Annotated in this window: 20 protein-coding genes and 1 pseudogene; 6 read left to right on the top strand and 15 right to left on the bottom strand. The window is 71.4% G+C overall.

Going from position 1 to position 20401, the window contains the following annotated elements:
* Nucleotides 1-53: 53 nt before the first annotated feature.
* A complete protein-coding gene (locus ACTWQO_RS09615; RefSeq protein WP_443236790.1) occupies nucleotides 54-716 on the bottom strand; it encodes a response regulator transcription factor in 663 nt (220 codons plus the stop codon).
* 14 nt (nucleotides 717-730) lie between these two features.
* Nucleotides 731-1894, bottom strand: a complete 1164-nt coding sequence (locus ACTWQO_RS09620) for a sensor histidine kinase (protein ID WP_443236791.1) — start codon at nucleotides 1892-1894, stop codon at nucleotides 731-733.
* 107 nt (nucleotides 1895-2001) lie between these two features.
* Between ACTWQO_RS09620 and ACTWQO_RS09625 the strand changes: the two genes are divergently transcribed.
* The 3 genes from ACTWQO_RS09625 to ACTWQO_RS09635 are packed head-to-tail and all read left to right on the top strand — an operon-like array spanning nucleotide 2002 to nucleotide 4121.
* On the top strand, nucleotides 2002-2922 hold the full coding sequence (locus ACTWQO_RS09625) for an ABC transporter ATP-binding protein (protein WP_443236792.1): 921 nt from the start codon (nucleotides 2002-2004) through the stop codon (nucleotides 2920-2922).
* A gap of 1 nt (nucleotide 2923) precedes the next feature.
* On the top strand, nucleotides 2924-3649 hold the full coding sequence (locus tag ACTWQO_RS09630; protein ID WP_443236793.1) for an ABC transporter permease: 726 nt from the start codon (nucleotides 2924-2926) through the stop codon (nucleotides 3647-3649).
* A 58-nt stretch (nucleotides 3650-3707) separates the two neighbouring features.
* Nucleotides 3708-4121: a hypothetical protein gene (locus ACTWQO_RS09635; protein ID WP_443236794.1), complete on the top strand. Its 414-nt coding sequence runs from the start codon at nucleotides 3708-3710 to the stop codon at nucleotides 4119-4121.
* Here the strand turns inward: ACTWQO_RS09635 and mug are convergent.
* From mug to ACTWQO_RS09680, 9 genes and pseudogenes are all read right to left on the bottom strand, one after another.
* Nucleotides 4099-4671: a G/U mismatch-specific DNA glycosylase gene (gene mug, locus ACTWQO_RS09640; protein WP_443236898.1), complete on the bottom strand. Its 573-nt coding sequence runs from the start codon at nucleotides 4669-4671 to the stop codon at nucleotides 4099-4101. The two genes, ACTWQO_RS09635 and mug, sit on opposite strands and share 23 nt — an antisense overlap.
* A complete protein-coding gene (gene purB, locus ACTWQO_RS09645; RefSeq protein WP_443236795.1) occupies nucleotides 4668-6110 on the bottom strand; it encodes an adenylosuccinate lyase in 1443 nt (480 codons plus the stop codon). The genes mug and purB overlap by 4 nt, the downstream gene beginning before the upstream one ends.
* Before the next feature lie 105 nt (nucleotides 6111-6215).
* Nucleotides 6216-6998 (bottom strand): SGNH/GDSL hydrolase family protein, encoded by a 783-nt coding sequence (locus tag ACTWQO_RS09650; protein ID WP_443236796.1) that lies wholly within the window; start codon nucleotides 6996-6998, stop codon nucleotides 6216-6218.
* Nucleotides 6999-7063: 65 nt separating this feature from the next.
* Entirely contained in the window at nucleotides 7064-8077 is a 1014-nt protein-coding gene (locus tag ACTWQO_RS09655) for a hemolysin family protein (RefSeq protein WP_443236797.1), read from the bottom strand.
* Complete coding sequence (locus ACTWQO_RS09660; protein WP_443236798.1) at nucleotides 8074-9408, bottom strand: hemolysin family protein; 1335 nt, start codon at nucleotides 9406-9408, stop codon at nucleotides 8074-8076. The genes ACTWQO_RS09655 and ACTWQO_RS09660 overlap by 4 nt, the downstream gene beginning before the upstream one ends.
* Before the next feature lie 172 nt (nucleotides 9409-9580).
* Nucleotides 9581-10006 (bottom strand): annotated as a pseudogene (locus ACTWQO_RS09665) (GNAT family N-acetyltransferase).
* 61 nt (nucleotides 10007-10067) lie between these two features.
* On the bottom strand, nucleotides 10068-10931 hold the full coding sequence (locus ACTWQO_RS09670) for an LLM class F420-dependent oxidoreductase (protein WP_443236799.1): 864 nt from the start codon (nucleotides 10929-10931) through the stop codon (nucleotides 10068-10070).
* A gap of 46 nt (nucleotides 10932-10977) precedes the next feature.
* Nucleotides 10978-13548 carry an ABC transporter permease gene (locus tag ACTWQO_RS09675; protein ID WP_443236800.1) on the bottom strand — a complete coding sequence of 857 codons (2571 nt, stop codon included), beginning with the start codon at nucleotides 13546-13548 and terminating at the stop codon, nucleotides 10978-10980.
* A 4-nt stretch (nucleotides 13549-13552) separates the two neighbouring features.
* The gene (locus ACTWQO_RS09680; protein WP_443236801.1) at nucleotides 13553-14353 is read right to left on the bottom strand and encodes an ABC transporter ATP-binding protein; all 801 of its coding nucleotides are present in this window, start codon (nucleotides 14351-14353) and stop codon (nucleotides 13553-13555) included.
* Nucleotides 14354-14520: 167 nt separating this feature from the next.
* Here ACTWQO_RS09680 and ACTWQO_RS09685 point away from each other — a divergent pair, with 167 nt between their 5' ends.
* Complete coding sequence (locus ACTWQO_RS09685) at nucleotides 14521-14760, top strand: toxin-antitoxin system HicB family antitoxin (RefSeq protein WP_086853303.1); 240 nt, start codon at nucleotides 14521-14523, stop codon at nucleotides 14758-14760.
* A gap of 4 nt (nucleotides 14761-14764) precedes the next feature.
* The gene (locus ACTWQO_RS09690; RefSeq protein WP_210586041.1) at nucleotides 14765-15139 is read left to right on the top strand and encodes a fic family toxin-antitoxin system, toxin component; all 375 of its coding nucleotides are present in this window, start codon (nucleotides 14765-14767) and stop codon (nucleotides 15137-15139) included.
* Here the strand turns inward: ACTWQO_RS09690 and ACTWQO_RS09695 are convergent.
* The 4 genes from ACTWQO_RS09695 to bioB form a co-directional block, all read right to left on the bottom strand.
* Nucleotides 15134-15823: a class I SAM-dependent methyltransferase gene (locus ACTWQO_RS09695; RefSeq protein ID WP_443236802.1), complete on the bottom strand. Its 690-nt coding sequence runs from the start codon at nucleotides 15821-15823 to the stop codon at nucleotides 15134-15136. The genes ACTWQO_RS09690 and ACTWQO_RS09695 overlap by 6 nt on opposite strands.
* Nucleotides 15824-15921: 98 nt before the next feature.
* Complete coding sequence (gene bioD / locus ACTWQO_RS09700; RefSeq protein WP_443236803.1) at nucleotides 15922-16638, bottom strand: dethiobiotin synthase; 717 nt, start codon at nucleotides 16636-16638, stop codon at nucleotides 15922-15924.
* 1 nt (nucleotide 16639) lies between these two features.
* Entirely contained in the window at nucleotides 16640-17920 is a 1281-nt protein-coding gene (locus tag ACTWQO_RS09705; RefSeq protein ID WP_443236804.1) for an adenosylmethionine--8-amino-7-oxononanoate transaminase, read from the bottom strand.
* On the bottom strand, nucleotides 17913-19070 hold the full coding sequence (gene bioB, locus ACTWQO_RS09710) for a biotin synthase BioB (protein WP_443236805.1): 1158 nt from the start codon (nucleotides 19068-19070) through the stop codon (nucleotides 17913-17915). Before bioB ends, ACTWQO_RS09705 begins: the two co-directional genes overlap by 8 nt.
* A gap of 147 nt (nucleotides 19071-19217) precedes the next feature.
* Between bioB and ACTWQO_RS09715 the strand changes: the two genes are divergently transcribed.
* Nucleotides 19218-20345, top strand: a complete 1128-nt coding sequence (locus ACTWQO_RS09715) for an 8-amino-7-oxononanoate synthase (RefSeq protein WP_443236806.1) — start codon at nucleotides 19218-19220, stop codon at nucleotides 20343-20345.
* Nucleotides 20346-20401: the final 56 nt, after the last annotated feature.

Below are 20401 nucleotides of genomic sequence, written 5' to 3' on the forward strand. Positions count from 1 at the left end.
CGCACCGTACCCCGGCGAGTGCCCGGCCCGTGCTGATCGGTAGCAGAGTGGGATCAGCCCGGCGCGACGAACCCCGACTCGTACGCCGCGATCACCGCCTGCGTGCGATCGCGGGCCCTCAACTTGGACAGCACGGCGCTGACATGAGACTTGACCGTCTCCGTGCCGACGACGAGCCGGGCGGCGATCTCCGCGTTCGACAGCCCTCTGGCCATCAGCCGCAGCACCTCGGCCTCCCGCTCCGTCAACTGGGCCCGCTCCATCACGGCGCGGGCCGCGCGGTTCCCGTCGCCGTCCGCGTACTCGGCGGCGAGCTGCCGCACCGAGGCCGGGAACAGCAGCGACTCGCCCTCGGCGACCAGCCGCACCGCGTGCACGATCTCGGCGGGCCGCGCCCGCTTCAGCAGGAAGCCGTCGGCACCCGCCCGCAGCGCCTCGTACACGTACTCGTCGTTCTCGAAGGTCGTCACCACGAGGATCTTCGGCGGCTCGTCCACCGTCCGCAGCACCGCGCGCGTGGCCTCGATGCCGTCCAGGAGCGGCATCCGTACGTCCATGGCGACCACGTCCGGCCGCAGCTGCCGCACCAGCGGGATCACCGCCGCCCCGTCGGCCGCCTCGCCGACCACCTCGATGTCGGGCTGCGCCTCCAGCACGGCCCGCAGACCCGCGCGGACAAGGGGCTCGTCGTCGACGAGGAGAACGGTGACCGGCATCCGACCAGCGTAGATCAGCGCAGGGGCAGCTCGACATGGACCTGCCAGTCACCTCGGTCCGGGCCGGTCCGTGCGCTTCCGCCGAGCAGCGCCGCGCGCTCGCGTATGCCGCGCAGACCGCTGCCCCGGCCCGGTCCGGGTATGTCGGCGGTCAGCGGATTGCGGACCTCCAGGCCGAGGGTGCCGTCCGCGACGGCGATGCGGACCCGGACGGGAACGGCGCCCGCGTGCCGCAGCACATTGGTCAGCGACTCCTGGAGGATGCGATAGCCCTCGCGCGAGACCGGACCCGGCAGCGTGTCCACGGCGCCGGTCAGTTCGGCGTCGACCTTCGCCCCGGAGGCACGCGCGGACTCCAGCAGCCGGTCGGCGTCGGTGAGGGCCGGCCTGCTGCTCACCGGCCGCTCCGACTCGCGCAGAATGCCGAGGACCCGCTCCAGGTCCTCCAGGGCGGCCCGGCCGGTCTCCTCGATGGCGTCCAGGGCACGGTCGGTGAACGCGGGGTCGCCGGCTGCGCGTGCGGCACCCGCCTGCACGACGGCGACGGTCAGGGCATGGCCGATCGAGTCGTGCAACTCGCGGGCGATACGGGTGCGTTCGAGCAGTTGGTCGGTGCGTTCCTCAAGGGCGGCGAGGCGTTCGGCGGGGGAGGGGCCGAGGAGGTGGCGGGCGAGAAGGGTGATGAATTCGCCGGCGACGACGACCACCGCACCGAGCACGGCGAGGGGGACGGGCACGAGCAGCGCGTGCCACCAGTGATGGCCCGACACGTGCAGGAACGTGGCCGGGTCCGCGGTGCCTCCCTGAGCCGTCTTCATCAAGTCCCCGGCGAGCATGGGGAGATGGATGGTGAGAAAGGAGACACCACAGCCGAGCAGCAGTCGGCACTCGAGCCATACGACGGTCCGCCCGCGGTCGGCCCAGGTCGCGGAGCGGGCGGTGACGATCTCCGGGTCCTTCGCGTCATGCCGTCGGCCGAGCAGCAACAGACCGGCTTGCAGCCCCTCGACGGTGCGCATCGCCGGCACGAGCCCGGCGAGCGCCAAGAGCACCGCCGCCAGGTACATCCGGGTGTTGTCGATGTACCACCACATGGCCGGCCACACGACGGCGATGAACAGATGCAGCCATCGTGTGTACGTCACCGCCCGGGTGAACGGGCGCAGAATGCGGGCCATTGCGACATCGTGCCAGCCACCACTGACAACGGACCTCCCCCGCTCGGGGGAGACGATCTCCACGCGCGGGGGAGGCCCCGCACCCCGCCACCGGCCAGGCTGCTGCCATGACCAGCATCGAAGTCCAGAACCTCACCAAGGAGTTCGGCACCCGGCGAGCCGTGGACCACCTCACCGTCCGCGTCCTCCCCGGCCGCGTCACCGGCTTCCTCGGCCCCAACGGCGCCGGAAAGTCCACCACGATGCGTCTGGTGCTCGGCCTCGACCGGCCGACCTCCGGGACGGCCACCATCGGCGGCCGGGCCTACGCCACATTCCGCGAACCCCTGCGCCACGTGGGCGCCCTGCTCGACGCGCAGGCCGCGCACGGCTCCCGTACCGGCCGTGACCATCTGCGCACCCTGGCGGCGAGCAACCGCATCCCGTCCCGCCGGGTCGACGAGGTGCTGGAGGAGACCGGGCTCGCGTCGGTGGCGCGCCGCCGGGTGAGGACGTACTCCCTCGGGATGCGCCAGCGGCTGGGCATCGCCGCCGCGCTGCTCGGGGACCCCGAGGTCGTCATGCTCGACGAGCCCTCGAACGGTCTCGATCCCGAAGGCATCATCTGGATCCGCCGGTTGCTGCGCCGGCTCGCGGGGGAGGGGCGCACCGTCCTGGTCTCCAGCCATCTGATGAACGAGACCGCTTCCTTCGCCGACCATCTCGTGGTCCTCGGCCGGGGCCGCCTGCTGGCCGACACCCCGATGCGGGAGTTCATCCACGCGCGCGTGCAGCCCAGCGTGCGGATCCGCACGACGGATGCCACCGCACTCAAGGACGTCCTCGCCCGGCACGGCCACGACGCCGTGGAGCACGAGGACGGGCACTGGACGGTGCACCACGCGCGCGTGGACGACATCGGCCGCCTCACGTCGGCCGCGGGCGTACCGATCCTCGAACTGAGCACGGAGGAAGGCACGTTGGAGCAGGCCTATCTCGATCTCACCGCTTCGGAGACCGAGTTCACCGCACAGCCGCAGGAGGCCTGAGATGTCGTTCGCACCCGTACTCCACTCCGAGTGGCTGAAGATACGTACGCTCCGCTCGCTCCTCGGGGCCCTTCTGGCTCTCTTCGCGGCGACCACGCTGTTCTCCGCGATAGCCGGCGTCTCCGACACGTCCGATCCGGAGTTCGACCCGCTGTTCATGGCGCTGTCCGGTGTCGCGCCCGGTCAGATCGCCGCCATCTCCTTCGGGGCCATGGCGGTGTCGTCGGAGTTCCACGGGGGTGGGCTCCGGCTGTCGCTCGCCGCGGTGCCGCAGCGCGGGCGGTGGTTCGTGGGGAAGCTGGCGGTGATCGCCGTACCGACTCTGGTCGTGGGGCTGGTGACCGCGTTCGCCGCCCTGCTGGCCGGGCGCGCGGGCCTGGGCCCGGCGGCGAGCGGGCTGACGGTGGGGGAGCAGGTGCGGGGCGTCGTGGGCGCCGGAATCTACCTCACGCTCATGGCATTGCTCGCCGCCGGGCTCACGGCCCTGCTGCGCAGCGGGGTGGGCGCCCTGTCGCTGCTGATCCCGTTCGTCCTCGTCGTCTCCTTCGTGATCGGCGACGCGGCCGGCGGGCTCACCGACTACCTGCCCGACAGGGCTGGGCAGATCGTGCTGTACGAGACGCACGACGGAACGCTCGGCCCGTGGCCGGGCCTTGCGGTCACCGCGCTGTGGACGGCCGCCGTGGTCGTGGCGGGAGCGTGGAGCGTACGACGCCGGGACGCGTGAACCCAGGAGTCGTCTGACGCCACGCCAATTGTCAGAGGGAGGCGCTTTACTGGATCACATGGACATTGTGAAGGACCTGGCCCTCGTCGACCTGCTGTGCACCCGGGAGTTTCCCGCGGAGCACGGCAGGACGGAGGAGGGCATGGGCGGGCCCGGTTACTTCATAGCCCGGTTAGGGCCGGGGGAGTGGCCAAGCCCGGAGGACTGCTACGCCTATGAGACGGCGATGATAGGCCGGTTCACCACGCGTTGGGGAACACCGTTGCGGTCGGGGACCGTTACGCTCGGCGAGCGCATCGCACGAGGTGAGGACCTGTCCCAGCCGTGGACAACGCTCACCGCCTTCGCGCAGGACGTGCGTACGTGGGAGGCGACCGGCACCGGGCGCACGGTCATGTTGGCGGTCGCCGACCAGGACGAGGAGAACGAACCTCAGCTGTTCGTCGTCGTCACGGACAAGGACTGGCCGTGATCTGCTGACCCTCCGCCGCCACCCGCAACCGCGCGAACTCCTCCGCCATCGTCCCGGCCGTCCAGTGCGCGTTCAGCCCGCTCGGATTGGGCAGCACCCACACCCGCGTGTCACCGATCGTCCGCTCCTGCGGACCCACCTGGGCCTTGCGGTCGTCGAAGGCCGCCCGGTAGGCGGTGACCCCCACCACGGCCAGCCAGCGCGGCCGTGCCTCTGCCACCTTCGTCGCCAGCAGCCGTCCGCCCGCGCGGTATTCCTCCGTGCTCAACTCGTCGGCCCGAGCCGTGGCCCGTGCGACGACGTTCGTGATGCCGAGGCCGTAGGACAGCAACTCGCTCTGCTCGGACGGTTTCATGAGGCGGGGCGTGAAGCCGGACAGGTGCAGCACCGGCCAGAAGCGGTTGCCGGGGCGGGCGAAGTGATGGCCCGTCGCCGCCGTCATCAGACCGGGGTTGATGCCGCAGAACAGGACGCGGAGGCCGGACGCGATCACGTCCGGTACGAGACGGTCGCGGGCGGCCTCCAGTTCCTCGGGGGTGAAGCGCGTCAGAGGATCGCTCCCGGGGTGTAGCCCGCGGCGTCCGGGCGCTGCTTCACGATCTCCTCGACCCGGCCGACGACGGCGGCGACCTGGTCGGCCGCGGCGCCGGTGAAGGACAGCTTGTCGGCCATCAGCTCGTCGAGCTGGGCGCGGCTCAGCGGGATGCGCTCGTCCGCGGCGAGCTTGTCGAGGAGTTCGTTGCGCTCGGCGCCCTGCTCGCGCATCGCCAGCGCCGACGCCACCGCGTTCTCCTTGATCGCTTCGTGCGCGACCTCACGGCCGACGCCCGCCCGCACCGCGCCCATCAGCACCTTGGTGGTGGCGAGGAACGGCAGGTAGCGGTCCAGCTCACGGGCGACCACGGCCGGGAACGCGCCGAACTCGTCCAGCACCGTCAGGAACGTCTCCAGCAGGCCGTCCAGGGCGAAGAACGCGTCCGGCAGCGCGACCCGGCGCACCACGGAGCAGGACACGTCGCCCTCGTTCCACTGGTCGCCCGCCAGCTCGCCGGTCATCGAGGCGTAGCCGCGCAGGATGACCATCAGGCCGTTGACGCGCTCGCAGGAGCGGGTGTTCATCTTGTGCGGCATCGCCGACGAACCGACCTGGCCCGGCTTGAAGCCCTCGGTCACCAGCTCATGTCCGGCCATCAGCCGGATCGTCTTCGCCAGCGAGGACGGCGCCGCCGCCAGCTGCACCAGCGCGGTCACGACCTCGTAGTCCAGCGAGCGCGGGTACACCTGGCCGACCGAGGTGAAGGCCGTGGAGAAGCCCAGGTGCCCGGCGATCCGCTGCTCCAGCTCCGCCAGCTTGGCGCCGTCCCCGCCGAGCAGGTCCAGCATGTCCTGCGCGGTACCGACCGGGCCCTTGATGCCGCGCAGCGGATAACGGCCGAGCAGCTCCTCGACCCGGCCGTACGCGACGAGCAGCTCGTCGGTGGCCGTCGCGAACCGCTTGCCCAGCGTCGTGGCCTGCGCGGCGACGTTGTGCGAGCGGCCGGCCATGACCAGCTCGCCGTACTCGCCGGCCAGCTTGCCGAGGCGCGCCAGCACGGCCACCGTACGGTCGCGCATCAGCTCCAGGGAGAGCCGGATCTGCAGCTGCTCGACGTTCTCGGTGAGGTCGCGGGACGTCATGCCCTTGTGCACGTGCTCGTGCCCTGCGAGGTCGTTGAACTCCTCGATCCGCGCCTTCACATCGTGCCGCGTGACCTTCTCACGCTCGGCGATGGACGCCAGGTCGACGGTGTCGAGGACGCGCTCGTAGTCGGCGATCGCCGCGTCCGGCACCTCGATCCCGAGGTCCTTCTGGGCCCGCAGCACGGCGAGCCAGAGCTGACGCTCCAGCTTCACCTTCTGCTCGGGGGACCAGAGCGTGGCGAGCTCGGCGGAGGCGTAGCGTCCGGCGAGGACGTTCGGGATGCGGGGCTTGGCGGGAGCAGAAGTCACGTGTCCAGATTCTACTGGCGATTCCTGCAGGCCAGCGCCGCGGTTGCGTTCGGCGGAACCTACGAGACCTGAGTCACGCCCGGCAGCCTCCCGGGAGCTCCAGGCTTACGCCGCCGGACCCTCGTACGGCAGCAGTTCGGGCCGCTTCGGCGGCAGCCCGTCGCCCGAGGAGCGGCCGGTCAGACGGCGGCCGATCCACGGGAGCAGGTGCTGCCTGGCGAATCGGGCGTCGACGACCCTGCGCCTGGCCCACCCCGGCGGCGCCGTGGGCGGCGGCGGGGTGCGCCACTCGGTGTCCTCAGGCTCGTAGCCGAGGGTCTGCCACACCGCCTCCGCGACCCGCCGGTGCCCGTCGGCCGTCAGGTGCAGCCGGTCCACGTCCCACAGGCGCGGGTCGCCCAGCGACGGGGCCCCGTACAGGTCGACGACGACCGCGCCGTGCCGTGCGGCGAGGTCGTCGACGCAGAGGAACAGCTCCTCCATGCGGGGCCGGAACCGTTCAAGGACCGGGCCCTGACGGCCCGGGCTGCGCATCAGCACCAGTTGCTTGCAGGCGGGCGCCAGCCGTTCCACGGCCTCCGTCAGCAGACCGCGCACCCGGCCCATGTCGCACTTGGGGCGGAGCGTGTCGTTGAGCCCGCCCACCAGCGTGATCACGTCGGCTTCCATGGCGGCCGCCACGTCCACCTGCTCGTCCACGATCTGCCGGATCAGCTTGCCGCGCACCGCGAGGTTCGCGTACCGGAAACCGGGCGCGCGGGCGGCCATCCGCCCGGCGAGGACATCGGCCCAGCCCCGGTAGGAGCCGTCCGGCAGCAGGTCCGACATGCCCTCGGTGAACGAGTCGCCGACCGCGACCAGACTGGTGAAAGTGGGGTTCTTCTGCATGGCGACAGAGATGGTATCCCGGCTCCATACCCGTCGGTCGGTCGGCCTGTTCCGCCGGACACCGGTCAGGTCCGCTGCCCGAACAACTCCCGCAGCACGTCCTCCATCGTCACCAGCCCCGCCAGCCGCCCGTCGTCGCCCAGCACGGCGGCGAGGTGCGTACGGCTGCCCCGCATCGCGGTGAGTACGTCGTCCAGCGGTGTGCTGGCGCGCACGCGCGCGATGGACCGCATCTCCCGCACCTCGAACGGCAGGTCCCGCGGCATCTTGTCCAGCGCGTCCTTCACATGGAGATACCCGACGATGCGCCGCCCCTCGTCCACGACGGGGAAGCGGGAGAACCCGGACTCGGCGGACAGCCCCTCCAACTGCTCCGGCGTGACGCCCACGCGCGCGTGGACAACCTGTTCCAGCGGAAGCACGACGTCGTGCACGGGCCGTCGGCCCAGTTCCAGGGCGTCGTGCAGCCGCTCCCGTGCACGCTCGTCGATGAGGCCGGCCTCGCCGGAGTCCCGGACCAGACGGGCGAGCTCGGCGTCCGAGAAGGTCGCGGTCACCTCGTTCTTGGTCTCCACGCGCATCAGCTTCAGCAGGCCGTTCGCGAAGGCGTTGATCGTGAAGATCACCGGTCGCAGCGTCCGCGACAGGGCGACCAGCGGCGGTCCCAGGACCAGCGCGCTGCGCACCGGCTCGGCCAGCGCGATGTTCTTCGGCACCATCTCGCCGAGCAGCATGTGCAGATACGTCGCCAGGGCCAGCGCGATGGCGAAGGACACCACATGTCCCGCGCTCTCCGGTACACCCAGCGCGTGGAACACCGGCTCCAGCAGATGCTCGATCGCCGGCTCCGCGACGACACCCAGGACCAGCGTGCACAACGTGATGCCGAGCTGTGCCGCGGCCATCAGCGCGGACACATGCTCCAGACCCCACAGCACGCTCTTCGCCCGCCGGTCGCCCTGCTCGGCGTGCGGCTCGATCTGGCCGCGGCGCACCGAGATCAGCGCGAACTCGGCACCCACGAAGAAGGCGTTGACGACCAGGGTCGCGAAACCGATCAGAAGCTGTACGGCGGTCATCGCTCGTCCTCCCCCTCGCGCGCGTCGTCGAGCGGCGCACGCAGCAGCACGCGCGCGGCCCTGCGGCCCGTCGCGTCGACCACGTCGAGTCGCCAGCCCACGACCTCGACACAGTCACCGACGGCCGGTATGCGGCCGAGCTCGTGCGCGACAAGACCGGCCAGCGTCTCGTACGGTCCCTCGGGCGCCCTCAGCCCGACGCGCGCGAGCTGGTCCATGCGGGCGGCGCCGTCCGCCGAGAACAGCGCGCGGCCGTCGTCGTCGCTGCCGGCGACGGCCAGGTCCGGCGTCTCGTGCGGGTCGTGCTCGTCCCGCACCTCGCCGACGACCTCCTCGACGATGTCCTCCAGCGTGGCCACGCCCGCCGTACCGCCGTACTCGTCGATGACGACGGCCATCGTGCGCTTGCCGGAGAGCCGGTCCAGCAGCCGGTCGACGGTCAGCGACTCGGGCACGAGCAGCGGCTCACGCATGAGTTCCGCGACCCGCACGCGCGCCCGGCGCTCCGCGGGCACCGCCAGCACGTCCTTGATGTGTGCCGTGCCCACGACCGAGTCGAGGTTGCCGCGGAAGACGGGGAACCGGGACAGGCCCGTGGCCCGGGTCGCGTTCGCCACGTCCTCGCAGGTCGCCTGGACGTCGAGGGCGAAGACCTGCACGCGGGGCGTCATCACGTTCTCCGCGGTCAGGTCGGCGAGGTTCAGGGTCCGCACGAACAGCTCGGCGGTGTCCGCCTCCAGGGCGCCCTCCCGGGCCGAGTGCCGGGCGAGCGCCGCCAGTTCCTGCGGTCCGCGCGCGGAGGCCAGTTCCTCGGCGGGCTCCACGCCGAAGAGGCGCACGATCCGGTTCGCCGTGTTGTTGAGGTGCGTGATGAAGGGCCGGAAGGCGGCGCTGAACCAGCGCTGCGCATTGCCGACGCGCTTGGCCACGGCCAGCGGCGACGAGATCGCCCAGTTCTTCGGCACCAGCTCGCCGACGACCATCAGCACCACGGTCGACAGGGCCGTACCCAGCACCAGGGCGACCGAGGACGCGGTGGAGCGCGAGATGCCCATCGACTCCAGCGGGCCCGCGATCAGCGCGGCGATCGACGGCTCGGCGAGCATGCCGACGACCAGATTGGTGACGGTGATGCCGAGCTGCGCCCCGGAGAGCTGGAAGGTCAGGTTCCGTACGGCCTTCAACGCGCCCGCGGCGCCCCGCTCGCCGCGCTCCGCGGCCCGTTCGAGTTCGCTGCGTTCGACCGTGGTGAGCGAGAACTCCGCCGCGACGAAGGCACCGCAGGCCAGCGACAGCAGGATCGCCACCAGGAGGAGGAGCACTTCGGTCATCGGGTCACCCCCGTCCCATGATCGGGCAGAGCGGGGAGGATCGCGCGATGTCGTCTACTGGGAGGCTCGCCCATGGGCGGACGCTCACACCTTTCCGTGAAAACCGAAGGAGAACCGAAGTGGTCCGTGGTCCTCCAAGGGTAAAGGACGAGCAAAGCTGCCCGGGCGGCCTCTAGTCTCCGAAGGGCTTGATCCAGCGCCGCCACTGCTCCTGAGGCGCGTACCCCGCCGCGTGCCAGGCATGGTGGGCGGTTTCGTTGCGCTGCAGCACCATCGCGTCCCCACGGCGCCCGCCGAGTCATACGAACCGCTCCTCCGCGGCGGCCAGCAGCGCCGCACCGATCCCCTGACGGCGGCGGTCCGGATGCACCGCCAGCCGGTACAGATGGCAGCGCCAGCCGTCGAACCCCGCGATCACCGTGCCCACCAGTTCGCCGTCCTGCTCGGCGATGATCAGCGCCTCCGGGTCACGGTCGACCAGCCGCTCCACGCCGCTGTGGTCGTCGCTGATGCTCGTGCCCTCGGCCGCCGTCTTCCAGAAGGACAGCACGGCGTCGAGGTCGTCGGGCCCGGCGGCCCGTATCCGCAGATCAGTCATGGCGTGATCACATCACAGGCGAATCCTGTGGCATGTGACATTCCACTGTTCGGACGGACGGCTACCCGTCCCGCAACGCCCCGATCACCGGCGCGAACGCCTCCATGTACGGCTCCAGGACCGTCAGATACGAGAACCCGTAGCGCTCCCGCTGCGCCCGCACCTGCGCGGTGATCCGCTCCAGGGTGTCGACGAGGATGATCGGCAGGTCGAGCGCCTGCTCCAGCGTCAGGTCCGGCACCCGGTCGACGAGCGGCCGTATGACTTCCGCGCGGTCCTCCGTCACGGTCACCATCTGGATCAGCAGATTCAGCTCGGCCGGTTCCTTGCGGCCCTCGGCCAGCCCGCGGTACAGAGCGATGCGCCCGTCGAGTTCCTCGGGAGAGATCGGCAGCAGCTGCCCCGTCGTGCTCCCCGGCACCACACGCGCGCCGGTGAACGCCGCGATGTCCGCGTGCTCGGCGGTCATGCGCATCATGCGGTCGCCGTTGCCGCCGATCATCAACGGCACCCGCGCCTCCCCGTCGAGCAGCCGGTCCAATTCCTCGACCGTGTGCTGAAGATGGTCCACACGGGCGCGTGGCGTGCCGTACGGCAGCCCGGCCGCCTCGTGCTCCGCCTGTACGTAGCCGGTGCCGAGCCCGAGTTCGAGGCGTCCGCCGGTCAGCGCGTTCGTCGTCGCCACCTCGCGGGCGAGCAGCGTCGGATTCCAGAAGCCGGCGTTGAGCACGAACGTGCCGAGCCGTGGCCGCTCGGTCGCTTCGGCGGCGGCGACCAGCGCCGGGAAGGGCGCGACCATCCCGAGGTGGTCCGGGACCAGGATCACGTCGTAGCCGAGCTCCTCGGCCCGGCGGCACTTGGCCCGCCACTCCGCGGCGGGGGCAGGGGTGATCAGACTGACACCGAAGCGGAACGGGCGCGGCATGAACTCTCCTCACCTGAAAGCGACTTGAGGTCGTGCCGCGATTCCATCACTCGTGCGCGATGGCCGCCAGCACATTCATGCGGGATGCACGCAACGCGGGCAGCAGGGCCGCCACCACGCCCACGACCGCCGAGCCGATCACCACCGCGATGATCGTGGTCCACGGGATCGCGAACGCCTGCATGCCCTGCAGCGCCAGCACCTGCTGGATGCACACACCCCACACCAGTCCCAGCGCGAGCCCCAGCACCGCGCCGAACACCGCGATCACCACCGACTCCAGCCGGATCATGCGGCGCAGCTGGCGCCTCGCGAGCCCGATGGCCCGCAGCAGGCCGATCTCCCGGGTCCGCTCGACGACCGACAGGGCAAGGGTGTTGACCACGCCGAGCACCGCGATGATGATCGCGAGCCCGAGCAGCGCGTACACGAGGTAGAGCAGGACCGCGATCTGGTCGTGGATCAGCTCCTTGTAGTCGGCGATGTCCCGGACGTCCACCTGCGGATACGGGTCGAGCGTCGCCTCCAGGTTCGTGCGCAGGTCGTCGGCGCTGGTGCCGGGGGAGGCGTTCACGTACACCGCGGAGTCCTGGCTGCCCGGCGCGTACTCCTTCATCGTGCCCATGCCGAAGAACAGCCCGCCCTGCGTCCCGAACCCGTCGGCGGTGTCCTGGTCGGTCAGCGCGCCCACCGTCAGATCGGCCGTGCGTCCGCCCTGGAACTCGACCGGGATCGTGCTGCCCACGCGCACGCCGTGGTCCCGCGCGAAGTCCCGGTCCATGGCGAGCCGCCCCTTGGCCAGCGCCGCCGCCGAGTCGCCCTGCGCGTACGTGATGTTGGCGACGTCGTCGAGCCGGGCATCGTATGCCCCCGCCGTCGTCTCGACGCGGTCCCCGTCCGGGAGGCTCACCGCGACCGGTGTGAGCCGTGAGCGCACGACGAGCCCGACGCCGTCCGTGTCCTCCTTCACGCGCTTGGTGACCTCCGCGGGGAAGGGCACGAAGTTGGCGTTCTGTACGACGAAGTCGGCGCCGAGCGTCTTGTCGATCTGCTCGTCGAACGACTTGGTCATCGAGGCGCTCGCCACCGACATCCCGCCGACCAGCGCGAGCCCGACCATCAGGGCCGCCGCGGTCGCGCCGGTACGGCGGGGGTTGCGCAGGGCGTTGCGCTGGCTCATTCGGCCGACGGAGCCGAACAGTGCCGGGAAGGCTCCGCCGAGGACGCGGATCACCGGGCGCACCAGCAGCGGCCCCGCGATGACCGTGGCGATGAGCGTCAGGACCACGCCGAGGCCGAGCAGGGAGGCCGCCGACGACGTCTCCGTCGCCGTGGCACAGCCCACCAGCGCTGCCGCGCCCAGCGCCCCGACGACCGCGCCCACCGCAGCGCGCACCCGCAGCGGCTTTCCCACGTCGGCGATCTCGGCGTCCGCGAGTGCCGCCATCGGCGACACACCCGCCGCGCGCCGGGCCGGGAGATACGCCGCCACGAAGGTGACGCCGAGGCCGACGACGTACGCCGCGACGGGTGTCGCCACGCCGATCACCATGTCGGCGGACCTGATGTTCATGCCGAGCAGGCCCATCAGCTCGATGAGCCCGACGGCGAGCCCGATGCCGGTGGCCAGGCCGAGCGTGGAGCCGACGAGGCCCAGCAGCAGCGCCTCCGTGAGGACCGAGCGGCGGACTTGACGGCGGTCCGCGCCGAGCGCCCGCAGCAGACCGAGCTCGCGGGTGCGCTGGGCGACCAGCATCGAGAAGGTGTTGACGATCAGGAACACACCGACCAGGACGGCGATCCCGGCGAAGCCGAGCATCACGTACTTGATGACGTCGAGGAAGCCGCCCAGCTGCTCGACGTCCGACTCGGCCTGTTCGTCGGCGGTCCGGAAGTCGAGGGTGTCAGTGCCCAGCGCGGCGGCGACGCGCTGCTTGAGCTGCGGGTCGCTGACGCCGTCCGCCGCGTCCACGGAGATGCTGGTGCCGGCGTCCGGGTCGCCCAGCAGTTTGGTCTGCGCGGTCTCGGTGTCGAAGAAGACCAGCGCGGCACCGGGGTTGGTGGTGGTGAACGTGGCGATGCCGACGACCTCGGCCTTGAAGGAGCCGGGCGCGGCGATCACGGTGAGCGTGTCCCCGATCGCCACGTCCTTGCTGTCGGCGGTGTCCGCGTCGAGCAGGACCTGGTTCGGCCCCTCCGGGGCGTGACCGGAGGTCAGCTCGACGGGGCTGCGGTCGGTCGGGTTCCAGTTGGTGCCGATGGTCGGGGCGCCGGTGGTGGGGCCCACCGACTCGTTGTCCTCGTCGGCGACGGTGATGCCCTCCACGTCCACGTCCAGACGGGCCGACTCGGCCCCCTCGACCCGGGCCGCGCGGTCCACGAACGAGGCGGGCAGGGTGGGGGTGAAGCCGGAGGGCAGTGCTTCGTCGAGGTTCTCCTTCGGGCTGACGGTGACGTCGGCCGCGGTCGAGGCGAAGAGCCGGTCGAAGGTACGGCTGACGGTGTCCGAGAAGATCAGGCTGCCCGCGACGAACGCCACGGACAGGATCACGGCCAGCGCGGACAGCAGCAGCCGTCCCTTGTGTGCGAGAAAGCTCCGGAGCGTCGCCTTGAGCACGGGGTCAGTCCTCCTGGGAGGGCGCGGCGTCGTCGTACTGACCGCGGATCACGTCGAACCGCTTCATCCGTTCGAGGACCGCTTCCGCCGTCGGTCGCTCCATCTCGTCGACGATCCGTCCGTCACCGAGGAACAGCACCAGGTCGGAATGGGCGGCGGCGCCCGGGTCGTGGGTGACCATGACGACCGTCTGCCCGAGGTTGTCGACCGCGTCGCGCAGAAAGCCCAGCACCTCAAGGCCGGACCGCGAGTCGAGGTTGCCGGTCGGCTCGTCGGCGAAGATCAGCTCGGGGCGGGAGGCGAGCGCGCGGGCGCAGGCGACGCGCTGCTGCTGGCCGCCGGACAGCTGTGACGGCCGGTGGGCCAGCCGGTCCCGCAGCCCGAGTGTGTCGATGACCTGGTCCAGCCACTTCTCGTCGGGTTTCTTGCCCGCGATGTCCATGGGCAGCGTGATGTTCTCGGCCGCGTTCAGCGTCGGGATGAGGTTGAACGACTGGAACATGAACCCGATCCGGTCCCGCCGCAACCGGGTCAGCTCCCGCTCCCTGAGCCCCGTGATCTCGGTGTCGCCGAGCCACACCTGGCCCGCCGAGACGGTGTCCAGCCCCGCCAGGCAGTGCATCAGCGTGGACTTCCCGGAGCCCGACGGCCCCATCACCGCCGTGAACCGGCCGCGCGTGATGTCCACGTCCACCGAGTCGAGGGCGAGTACCGTCGTCTCGCCCGAGCCGTACGCCTTGGTCAGACCGCGGGCGCGGGCCGCGATCCCGTCGGCCAAGGCGTGCTCCACAGCAGAAGCGGACACAAGGCTGCCTCCTCGATTCGGGACATCGCGACTTCCTTGTCAGGGCCGAGCGTAATGTGATCCGGCACACACTCGGTATCCCCCTTGGGTCCCGTTGGGTGCCGGTCGGTCTCCACCCATGGGATGAGCCCTTGCCGCCGCTAGCGTTTCGGCGCTAGCTTTGAGGCATGGCGAAGACCCAGCTGAACGTACGCGTGGACGAAGGCACCGCCCGCGCGGCTCGCGAACGTGCCCTGGCCCGCGGCATGAGCGTCAACCGCTACATCGAAGAGCTGGTCAGACAGGACACCGGGGAGGTCGGCCACACCTTCGTGGAGGCCGCCGCCGACTTCATGAAGCAGTACGAGTCCGTGTTCGCCGAAGAGTTCGGCCCGGACCGTGAAGGCACACGCGAAGGTCGCCGCTGATCCGTTGAGCCATCTCAGAATCGACCTCGCCTGGCTGCTCATGCTCGCCGAACAGAACACTCCCGGAGACCCCCAGGTCACCGACTGGGGCGCGCTCGTCGCCGCCGTCGCACGCCATGAGGCCGAGATATTCGACGTCCCCGTCTACGACACCCCGCAGGCCCGAGCCGCCTCGCTCCTGCAACTGCTGCTCCACGTGCCCGCGCTGGAGCGTTCCAACGCCCTGTTCGCCTCCGCGGTCGCGTACGCCTACCTCGTCGCCAGCGGCCTGAAGGTCGTCACCTCCCCGGAGCAGGTCCGCGACCTGGCCCGGCTGGTGAAGAGCGGTGAGGCCACGGTGCACGACATCGCGCAGGAACTGCGGCAGTGGAGCCTATGAGTCGACCGTAGGCCGCCACGCCGTGCCCAGGACGCAGTACGAGGTCGGCAACGTCGGCCCGTTCTCCGGCATCAGCACCCGCCGGTACGGGCCGAGTTCGAACCCGGCGGACCGCAGCCCGGCGATCGGGTCCCGGGCCACATGGCAGCCGCCGTTCAGCCGCGGCCACAGCGTGCTGTCCAGCGCGCGCTGGGTGAAGCGCATCACCCGGCCGCCGCCCCTGCCGTGCTCGAAGAACCGCACGGCACCGCCGGGCCGCAGCACCCGCCGCACCTCGCCGAGCGCCCGCGAGACGTCCCGCACACTGCACAGCACCAGCGACAGCACCACCGCGTCGAAGGCCTCGCTCTTGACCGGCAGCGCCTCCGCCGCACCCGGCACCACATCCACCGGCACCTCGGCGCGCAGCGCGGACTCCACCGCCAACTGCCGCAGCAGGCGCTCCGGTTCGATGGCGACGACCTCCGAGACCGCGCTCGGATAGTGCGCGAAGTTCAGGCCGTTGCCCGCGCCGATCTCGATCACCCGCCCGGACAGCCCGGACAGCATGCGGTCGCGCACGGCGCCCATCCCCATGCGTGACTCGGCGGCGACGCTGATGCGGGCGTAGTACCGGGCGAACAGCGGGTGGTGCACGGGATCCCGTGGCACCTTGCCGGAGCCGGTGGCGGGCCGTTGCGGCATGGCGACCTCCTGGGCGGATGGAGTGCCCTACCGCGATTGTCCCCCGTACGCGCCCCGCGCACCCCCGCTGTTCGCGGGTCGTGGTCAGGAGACGCGGGTTAGGGTGCCTCGCGTACCCGGAACGCCTCCGCGTCCCACATGCCCTCCAGTCGCGGTGCCAGCCAAGTGGGCGCTGCCGCACGGAAGTCGGCGGGCTCAAGGGACCCGGCACTGGCGGGCAGCGCGCCCAGCAGCGGGGCGTCGGCGACGATCGGCAGGTCCGCGAGATTGCAACGGGACGCCAGGTCGGGCGCCTCGGGCCAGCTGCCGATCACGATTCCCGCCAGGTTCAGTCGGCGGGAGCGGATTTCACGTGCCGTCAGTTCCGTCGTGTTGAGCGTGCCCAGGCCGGCGGAGACCACGACCAGCACCGGCGCCGCCAGCAGCCCCGCCGCGTCCGCCAGTGTGCCGCCCGCCGGGTCGAACCGTACGAGGAGCCCGCCCGCTCCCTCCACCAACACCAGATCGTGCTCGGCGGCCAGCTTGGCGGCGGCCTCGGCGATGTCGTGCGGGTGGACCGGAGAACACCCGGCCCGCCGCGCGGCCGTCGCCGGCGCCAACGGGTCCGGATACCGGGCGAGTTCGACCGCCGTCACGGCACCCGAGAGCCGCGCGACCTCGTCGGCGTCCCCGCGCTCGTCCGGTCGTACGCCCGTCTGCGCGGCCTTCAGGACGGCCACCGACCGCCCGGCCGCGAGCGCTGCTGCGGCGACGGCGGCCGTCGCGACGGTCTTGCCGACCTCCGTGCCCGTGCCCGTGATCACCAGGACCGGCATGTCATCCCTCCCGCGCCGCCGCGCACACCGCGCGCGCGATCCGTGCCACGTCCGGGTCGCCCGTGACATACGGCGGCATCGTGTAGACGAGGTCGCGGAACGGCCGCAGCCAGACGCCCTCACGCACTGCCGCCGCCGTGGCCGCCCTCATGTCCACCGCGTGGTCGAGCTGGACGACCCCGATGGCACCGAGGACGCGGACATCGCGGACACCCGGGAGCGCCGCGGCCTCAACCAGCCCCTCCCGCAGTCCCGCCTCGATCCGCTTGACCTCCGCGAGCCAGTCCTGGCCGAGCAGCAGCTCGATCGAGGCGCAGGCCACCGCCGCGGCCAGCGGATTGCCCATGAACGTCGGGCCGTGCGCCAGCACCGGCACCTCGCCGCGCGAGATGCCCTCGGCCACCCGGGAGATGCACAGGGTGGCGGCCATCGTCATATAGCCGCCGGTCAGCGCCTTGCCGACGCACATCACATCGGGCGTCACCGCCGCGTGCTCCGCCGCGAACAGCGCGCCCGTCCGCCCGAACCCGGTCGCGATCTCGTCGAACACCAGCAGCACGCCGTACGCGTCGCACGCCTCACGCAGCACCCGCAGATACGCGGGGGAGTGGAACCGCATCCCGCCCGCGCCCTGCACGACCGGCTCGACGATCACCGCGGCCAGGTCGTCGGCGTGCCGCTCGATCAGCGCGCGCAGCTGGTCGGCGTACGCCTCGTCGTACTCCGTCGGCGGGGCGTCGGCGAACACCTGGCGGGGGAGCACGCCGGTCCACAGGTCGTGCATCCCGCCCTCGGGGTCGCACACCGACATCGGCTGCCAGGTGTCGCCGTGATAGCCGCCGCGCCAGGTCAGCAGGCGCCGCTTCGCCGGGCGGCCCAGCGAACGCCAGTACTGGAGGCACATCTTGACCGCGACCTCGACCGACACGGACCCGGAGTCGGCGAGGAAGACATGCTCCAGGCCGTCGGGCGACATGTCGACAAGGTGCTTCGCGAGCCGTACGGCGGGCTCGTGCGTGAGCCCGCCGAACATCACATGGCTCATCCGGCCGAGCTGTTCGCGCGCGGCCTCGTCGAGCACGGGGTGGCGGTAGCCGTGGATCGCCGACCACCAGGACGACATGCCGTCGATCAACTCACCCGCGCCGTCCGCGAGTTTCAGCCGGACCCCGCTCGCCGACTCCACGACAAGCGGCTCCACCACGCCCGGCATGGGCCCGTACGGATGCCAGACGTGCCGCCGATCGAGGTCCAGCAGCTCGGGGACGGTCAGGTCAGGCATTGGGCGCGAGGTCCGTTCCGGCACCCCGGCGGCGCACGGCGACGAGGTCCGTACGGGCCTCGTTGGCTTGGGATGTGGAGACCTGGGATGTGGAGACCTGAGGTGCGGAACCGCACGCTCCGCCGCCCTCGTGGCACCCGCCGGCCGCCCGGTGCTCCGGCAGCGTCACCTGATCCGTGCCCTCCACCTCGAACCCGGCGTCCGCGATCATCTCCAGGTCCGCCTTGCCCGCCTGGCCCTCGGTGGTCAGATAGTCGCCGAGGAAGATCGAGTTGGCCAGGTGCAGTGCGAGGGGCTGCATCGTGCGCAGATGGACCTCACGGCCGCCCGCGATCCGAACCTCGACGTCCGGGCAGACGAACCGCACCATCGCGAGAATGCGCAGACAGCGCTGCGGGGTGAGGTGCCACTCCTTGGCGAGCGGAGTGCCCTCGACCGGGATCAGGAAGTTGACCGGCACCGAGTCCGGGTCCAGCTCACGCAGCGAGTAGACGACGTCGACCAGGTCCTCGTCCGACTCGCCCATGCCGGCGATCAGGCCCGAGCAGGCGGACAGCCCGGCCGCGTGCGCCTTCTGCACGGTGTCGACGCGGTCGGCGTAGGTGTGGGTGGTGGTGATGTCGCCGTACGTCGCCTCGGAGGTGTTGAGGTTGTGGTTGTAGGCGTCGGCGCCGGCCTCGCGCAGCCGCTCGGCCTGGCCGTCGGAGAGCAGACCGAGACAGGCGCACACCTCGACGCCCTCGTTCTGTTCCTTGATCGCCTTGATGGTGCCCGCGACCCGGTCCACGTCACGGTCGGTGGGACCGCGTCCGGACGCCACCAGGCAGACCCGCTTGGCGCCGCCGGCCAGCCCGGCAGCCGCCGCCTGGGAGGCCTCGTCGGGCTTGAGCCAGGTGTACTTCAGGATCCCGGTCGTCGAGCCCAGCCGCTGGGAGCAGTAGGAGCAGTCCTCCGGGCACAGGCCGGACTTGAGGTTGACGAGGTAGTTGAGTTTCACCCGTCGGCCGAACCAGTGCCGGCGTACCTTGCCGGCCGCGGCCACCACATCGAGCAGGTCGTCGTCGGAGGTGGCGAGGACGGCCAGTGCCTCCTCGCGCTTCGGCAGCTCGCGCCGAAGCCCCTTGTCCACCAGCGTGTTCAGCAGGTCCATGAGGTCCGATCCTGTCCTACGGAACCGCCCCGGGCCAAGGAGAGATCGGACAACAGAGGCGGTTCGACGTGTGGGTATTGCCACATCCTGGGCGGCTGGTCCGGCGACTACTGTCTGTGCACTGCCTACAAAAGCCCCGGAGGAGTCATGGCGTTCGGCTGGATCGACGAACTGGCGGAGCTGCGCCGCCGCGCCGGACTGGTACGGACCCTGCGCCCCCGCCCCGCCGACTCGCCACTGCTCGACCTCGCGAGCAACGACTACCTGGGCCTGGCCCGCCACCCCGAGATCGTCGAGGGGGCCACCTCCGCCGCCCGCACCTGGGGCGGCGGCGCCACCGGCTCCCGCCTGGTCACCGGCACGACCGCGCTCCACGCCGAACTGGAACGCGAGCTGGCGGACTTCTGCGGCTTCGAGGCGGCCCTGGTGTTCTCCTCCGGCTACGCGGCCAACCTCGCCGCGGTCACCGCGCTGGCACCGCACGGCTCACTGATCGTCTCCGACGCCGGCAACCACGCCTCGCTGATCGACGGCTGCCGGCTGGCCCGCGGCACCACCCAGGTCGTCGCACACGCCGACCCGGATGCCGTGCGCAAGGCACTCCGGACCCATGACGGTCCCGCCGTCGCCGTGTCCGACACGGTCTTCTCGGTCGACGGCGACGCCGCCCCGCTGACCGGGCTGGCGACGGCATGCCGGGAGCACGGCGCCGGTCTGGTCGTCGACGACGCTCACGGTCTCGGCGTCCTTGGCGACGGCGGGCGCGGCGCCCCGCACGCGGCGGGAATCGCCGGCGCGGACGATGTCGTGGTGACGGTCACGCTGTCCAAGTCGCTCGGCAGCCAGGGCGGTGCCGTGCTCGGACCCGCCCGGGTCATCGAGCACTTGGTCAACGCGGCCCGCACCTTCATCTTCGACACGGGCCTGGCCCCAGCCGCGGCGGGGGCGGCCCTGGCGGCGCTCCGGCTGCTGCGCCGCGAGCCGGAGCGGGCGGCGCGGGCGCGTGCGGTGGCACGCGAACTCCACACACGCCTGACCGCCGCGGGTCTGGAAGCGGTACGTCCGGACGCCGCGGTCGTCTCCGTGCGCGCGCCGTCTCCGGAGGGCGCCGTGCGGTGGGCGGCCGACTGCCGTACGGCAGGTGTCGCCGTGGGCTGCTTCCGTCCTCCTTCCGTGCCCGACGGCATCTCACGGCTGAGGCTCACCGCCCGTGCGGACCTCTCCGAGGACCAGATCGAGCGCGCGGTGGAAGTGATCGGCGAGACGCGACCATGAGTCGGCGTGACATGGCCGTGCGTCGCGCGAACTGATTCAGAAGGGTTGCGAGGTGC

Origin of the sequence: Streptomyces sp. 4N124, assembly GCF_052245395.1 — a bacterium.
GTDB lineage: Bacteria > Actinomycetota > Actinomycetes > Streptomycetales > Streptomycetaceae > Streptomyces.

Excerpts from the sequence above, each read along its gene's own strand:
- ACTWQO_RS09615 (WP_443236790.1), bottom strand. The coding sequence starts at position 716 with ATGCCGGTCACCGTTCTCCTCGTCGACGACGAGCCCCTTGTCCGCGCG.
- ACTWQO_RS09620 (WP_443236791.1), bottom strand. The coding sequence starts at position 1,894 with ATGGCCCGCATTCTGCGCCCGTTCACCCGGGCGGTGACGTACACACGA.
- ACTWQO_RS09625 (WP_443236792.1), top strand. The coding sequence starts at position 2,002 with ATGACCAGCATCGAAGTCCAGAACCTCACCAAGGAGTTCGGCACCCGG.
- ACTWQO_RS09630 (WP_443236793.1), top strand. The coding sequence starts at position 2,924 with ATGTCGTTCGCACCCGTACTCCACTCCGAGTGGCTGAAGATACGTACG.
- ACTWQO_RS09635 (WP_443236794.1), top strand. The coding sequence starts at position 3,708 with ATGGACATTGTGAAGGACCTGGCCCTCGTCGACCTGCTGTGCACCCGG.
- ACTWQO_RS09650 (WP_443236796.1), bottom strand. The coding sequence starts at position 6,998 with ATGCAGAAGAACCCCACTTTCACCAGTCTGGTCGCGGTCGGCGACTCG.
- ACTWQO_RS09655 (WP_443236797.1), bottom strand. The coding sequence starts at position 8,077 with ATGACCGCCGTACAGCTTCTGATCGGTTTCGCGACCCTGGTCGTCAAC.
- ACTWQO_RS09660 (WP_443236798.1), bottom strand. The coding sequence starts at position 9,408 with ATGACCGAAGTGCTCCTCCTCCTGGTGGCGATCCTGCTGTCGCTGGCC.
- ACTWQO_RS09670 (WP_443236799.1), bottom strand. The coding sequence starts at position 10,931 with ATGCCGCGCCCGTTCCGCTTCGGTGTCAGTCTGATCACCCCTGCCCCC.
- ACTWQO_RS09685 (WP_086853303.1), top strand. The coding sequence starts at position 14,521 with ATGGCGAAGACCCAGCTGAACGTACGCGTGGACGAAGGCACCGCCCGC.
- ACTWQO_RS09695 (WP_443236802.1), bottom strand. The coding sequence starts at position 15,823 with ATGCCGCAACGGCCCGCCACCGGCTCCGGCAAGGTGCCACGGGATCCC.
- bioD (WP_443236803.1), bottom strand. The coding sequence starts at position 16,638 with ATGCCGGTCCTGGTGATCACGGGCACGGGCACGGAGGTCGGCAAGACC.
- ACTWQO_RS09705 (WP_443236804.1), bottom strand. The coding sequence starts at position 17,920 with ATGCCTGACCTGACCGTCCCCGAGCTGCTGGACCTCGATCGGCGGCAC.
- bioB (WP_443236805.1), bottom strand. The coding sequence starts at position 19,070 with ATGGACCTGCTGAACACGCTGGTGGACAAGGGGCTTCGGCGCGAGCTG.
- ACTWQO_RS09715 (WP_443236806.1), top strand. The coding sequence starts at position 19,218 with ATGGCGTTCGGCTGGATCGACGAACTGGCGGAGCTGCGCCGCCGCGCC.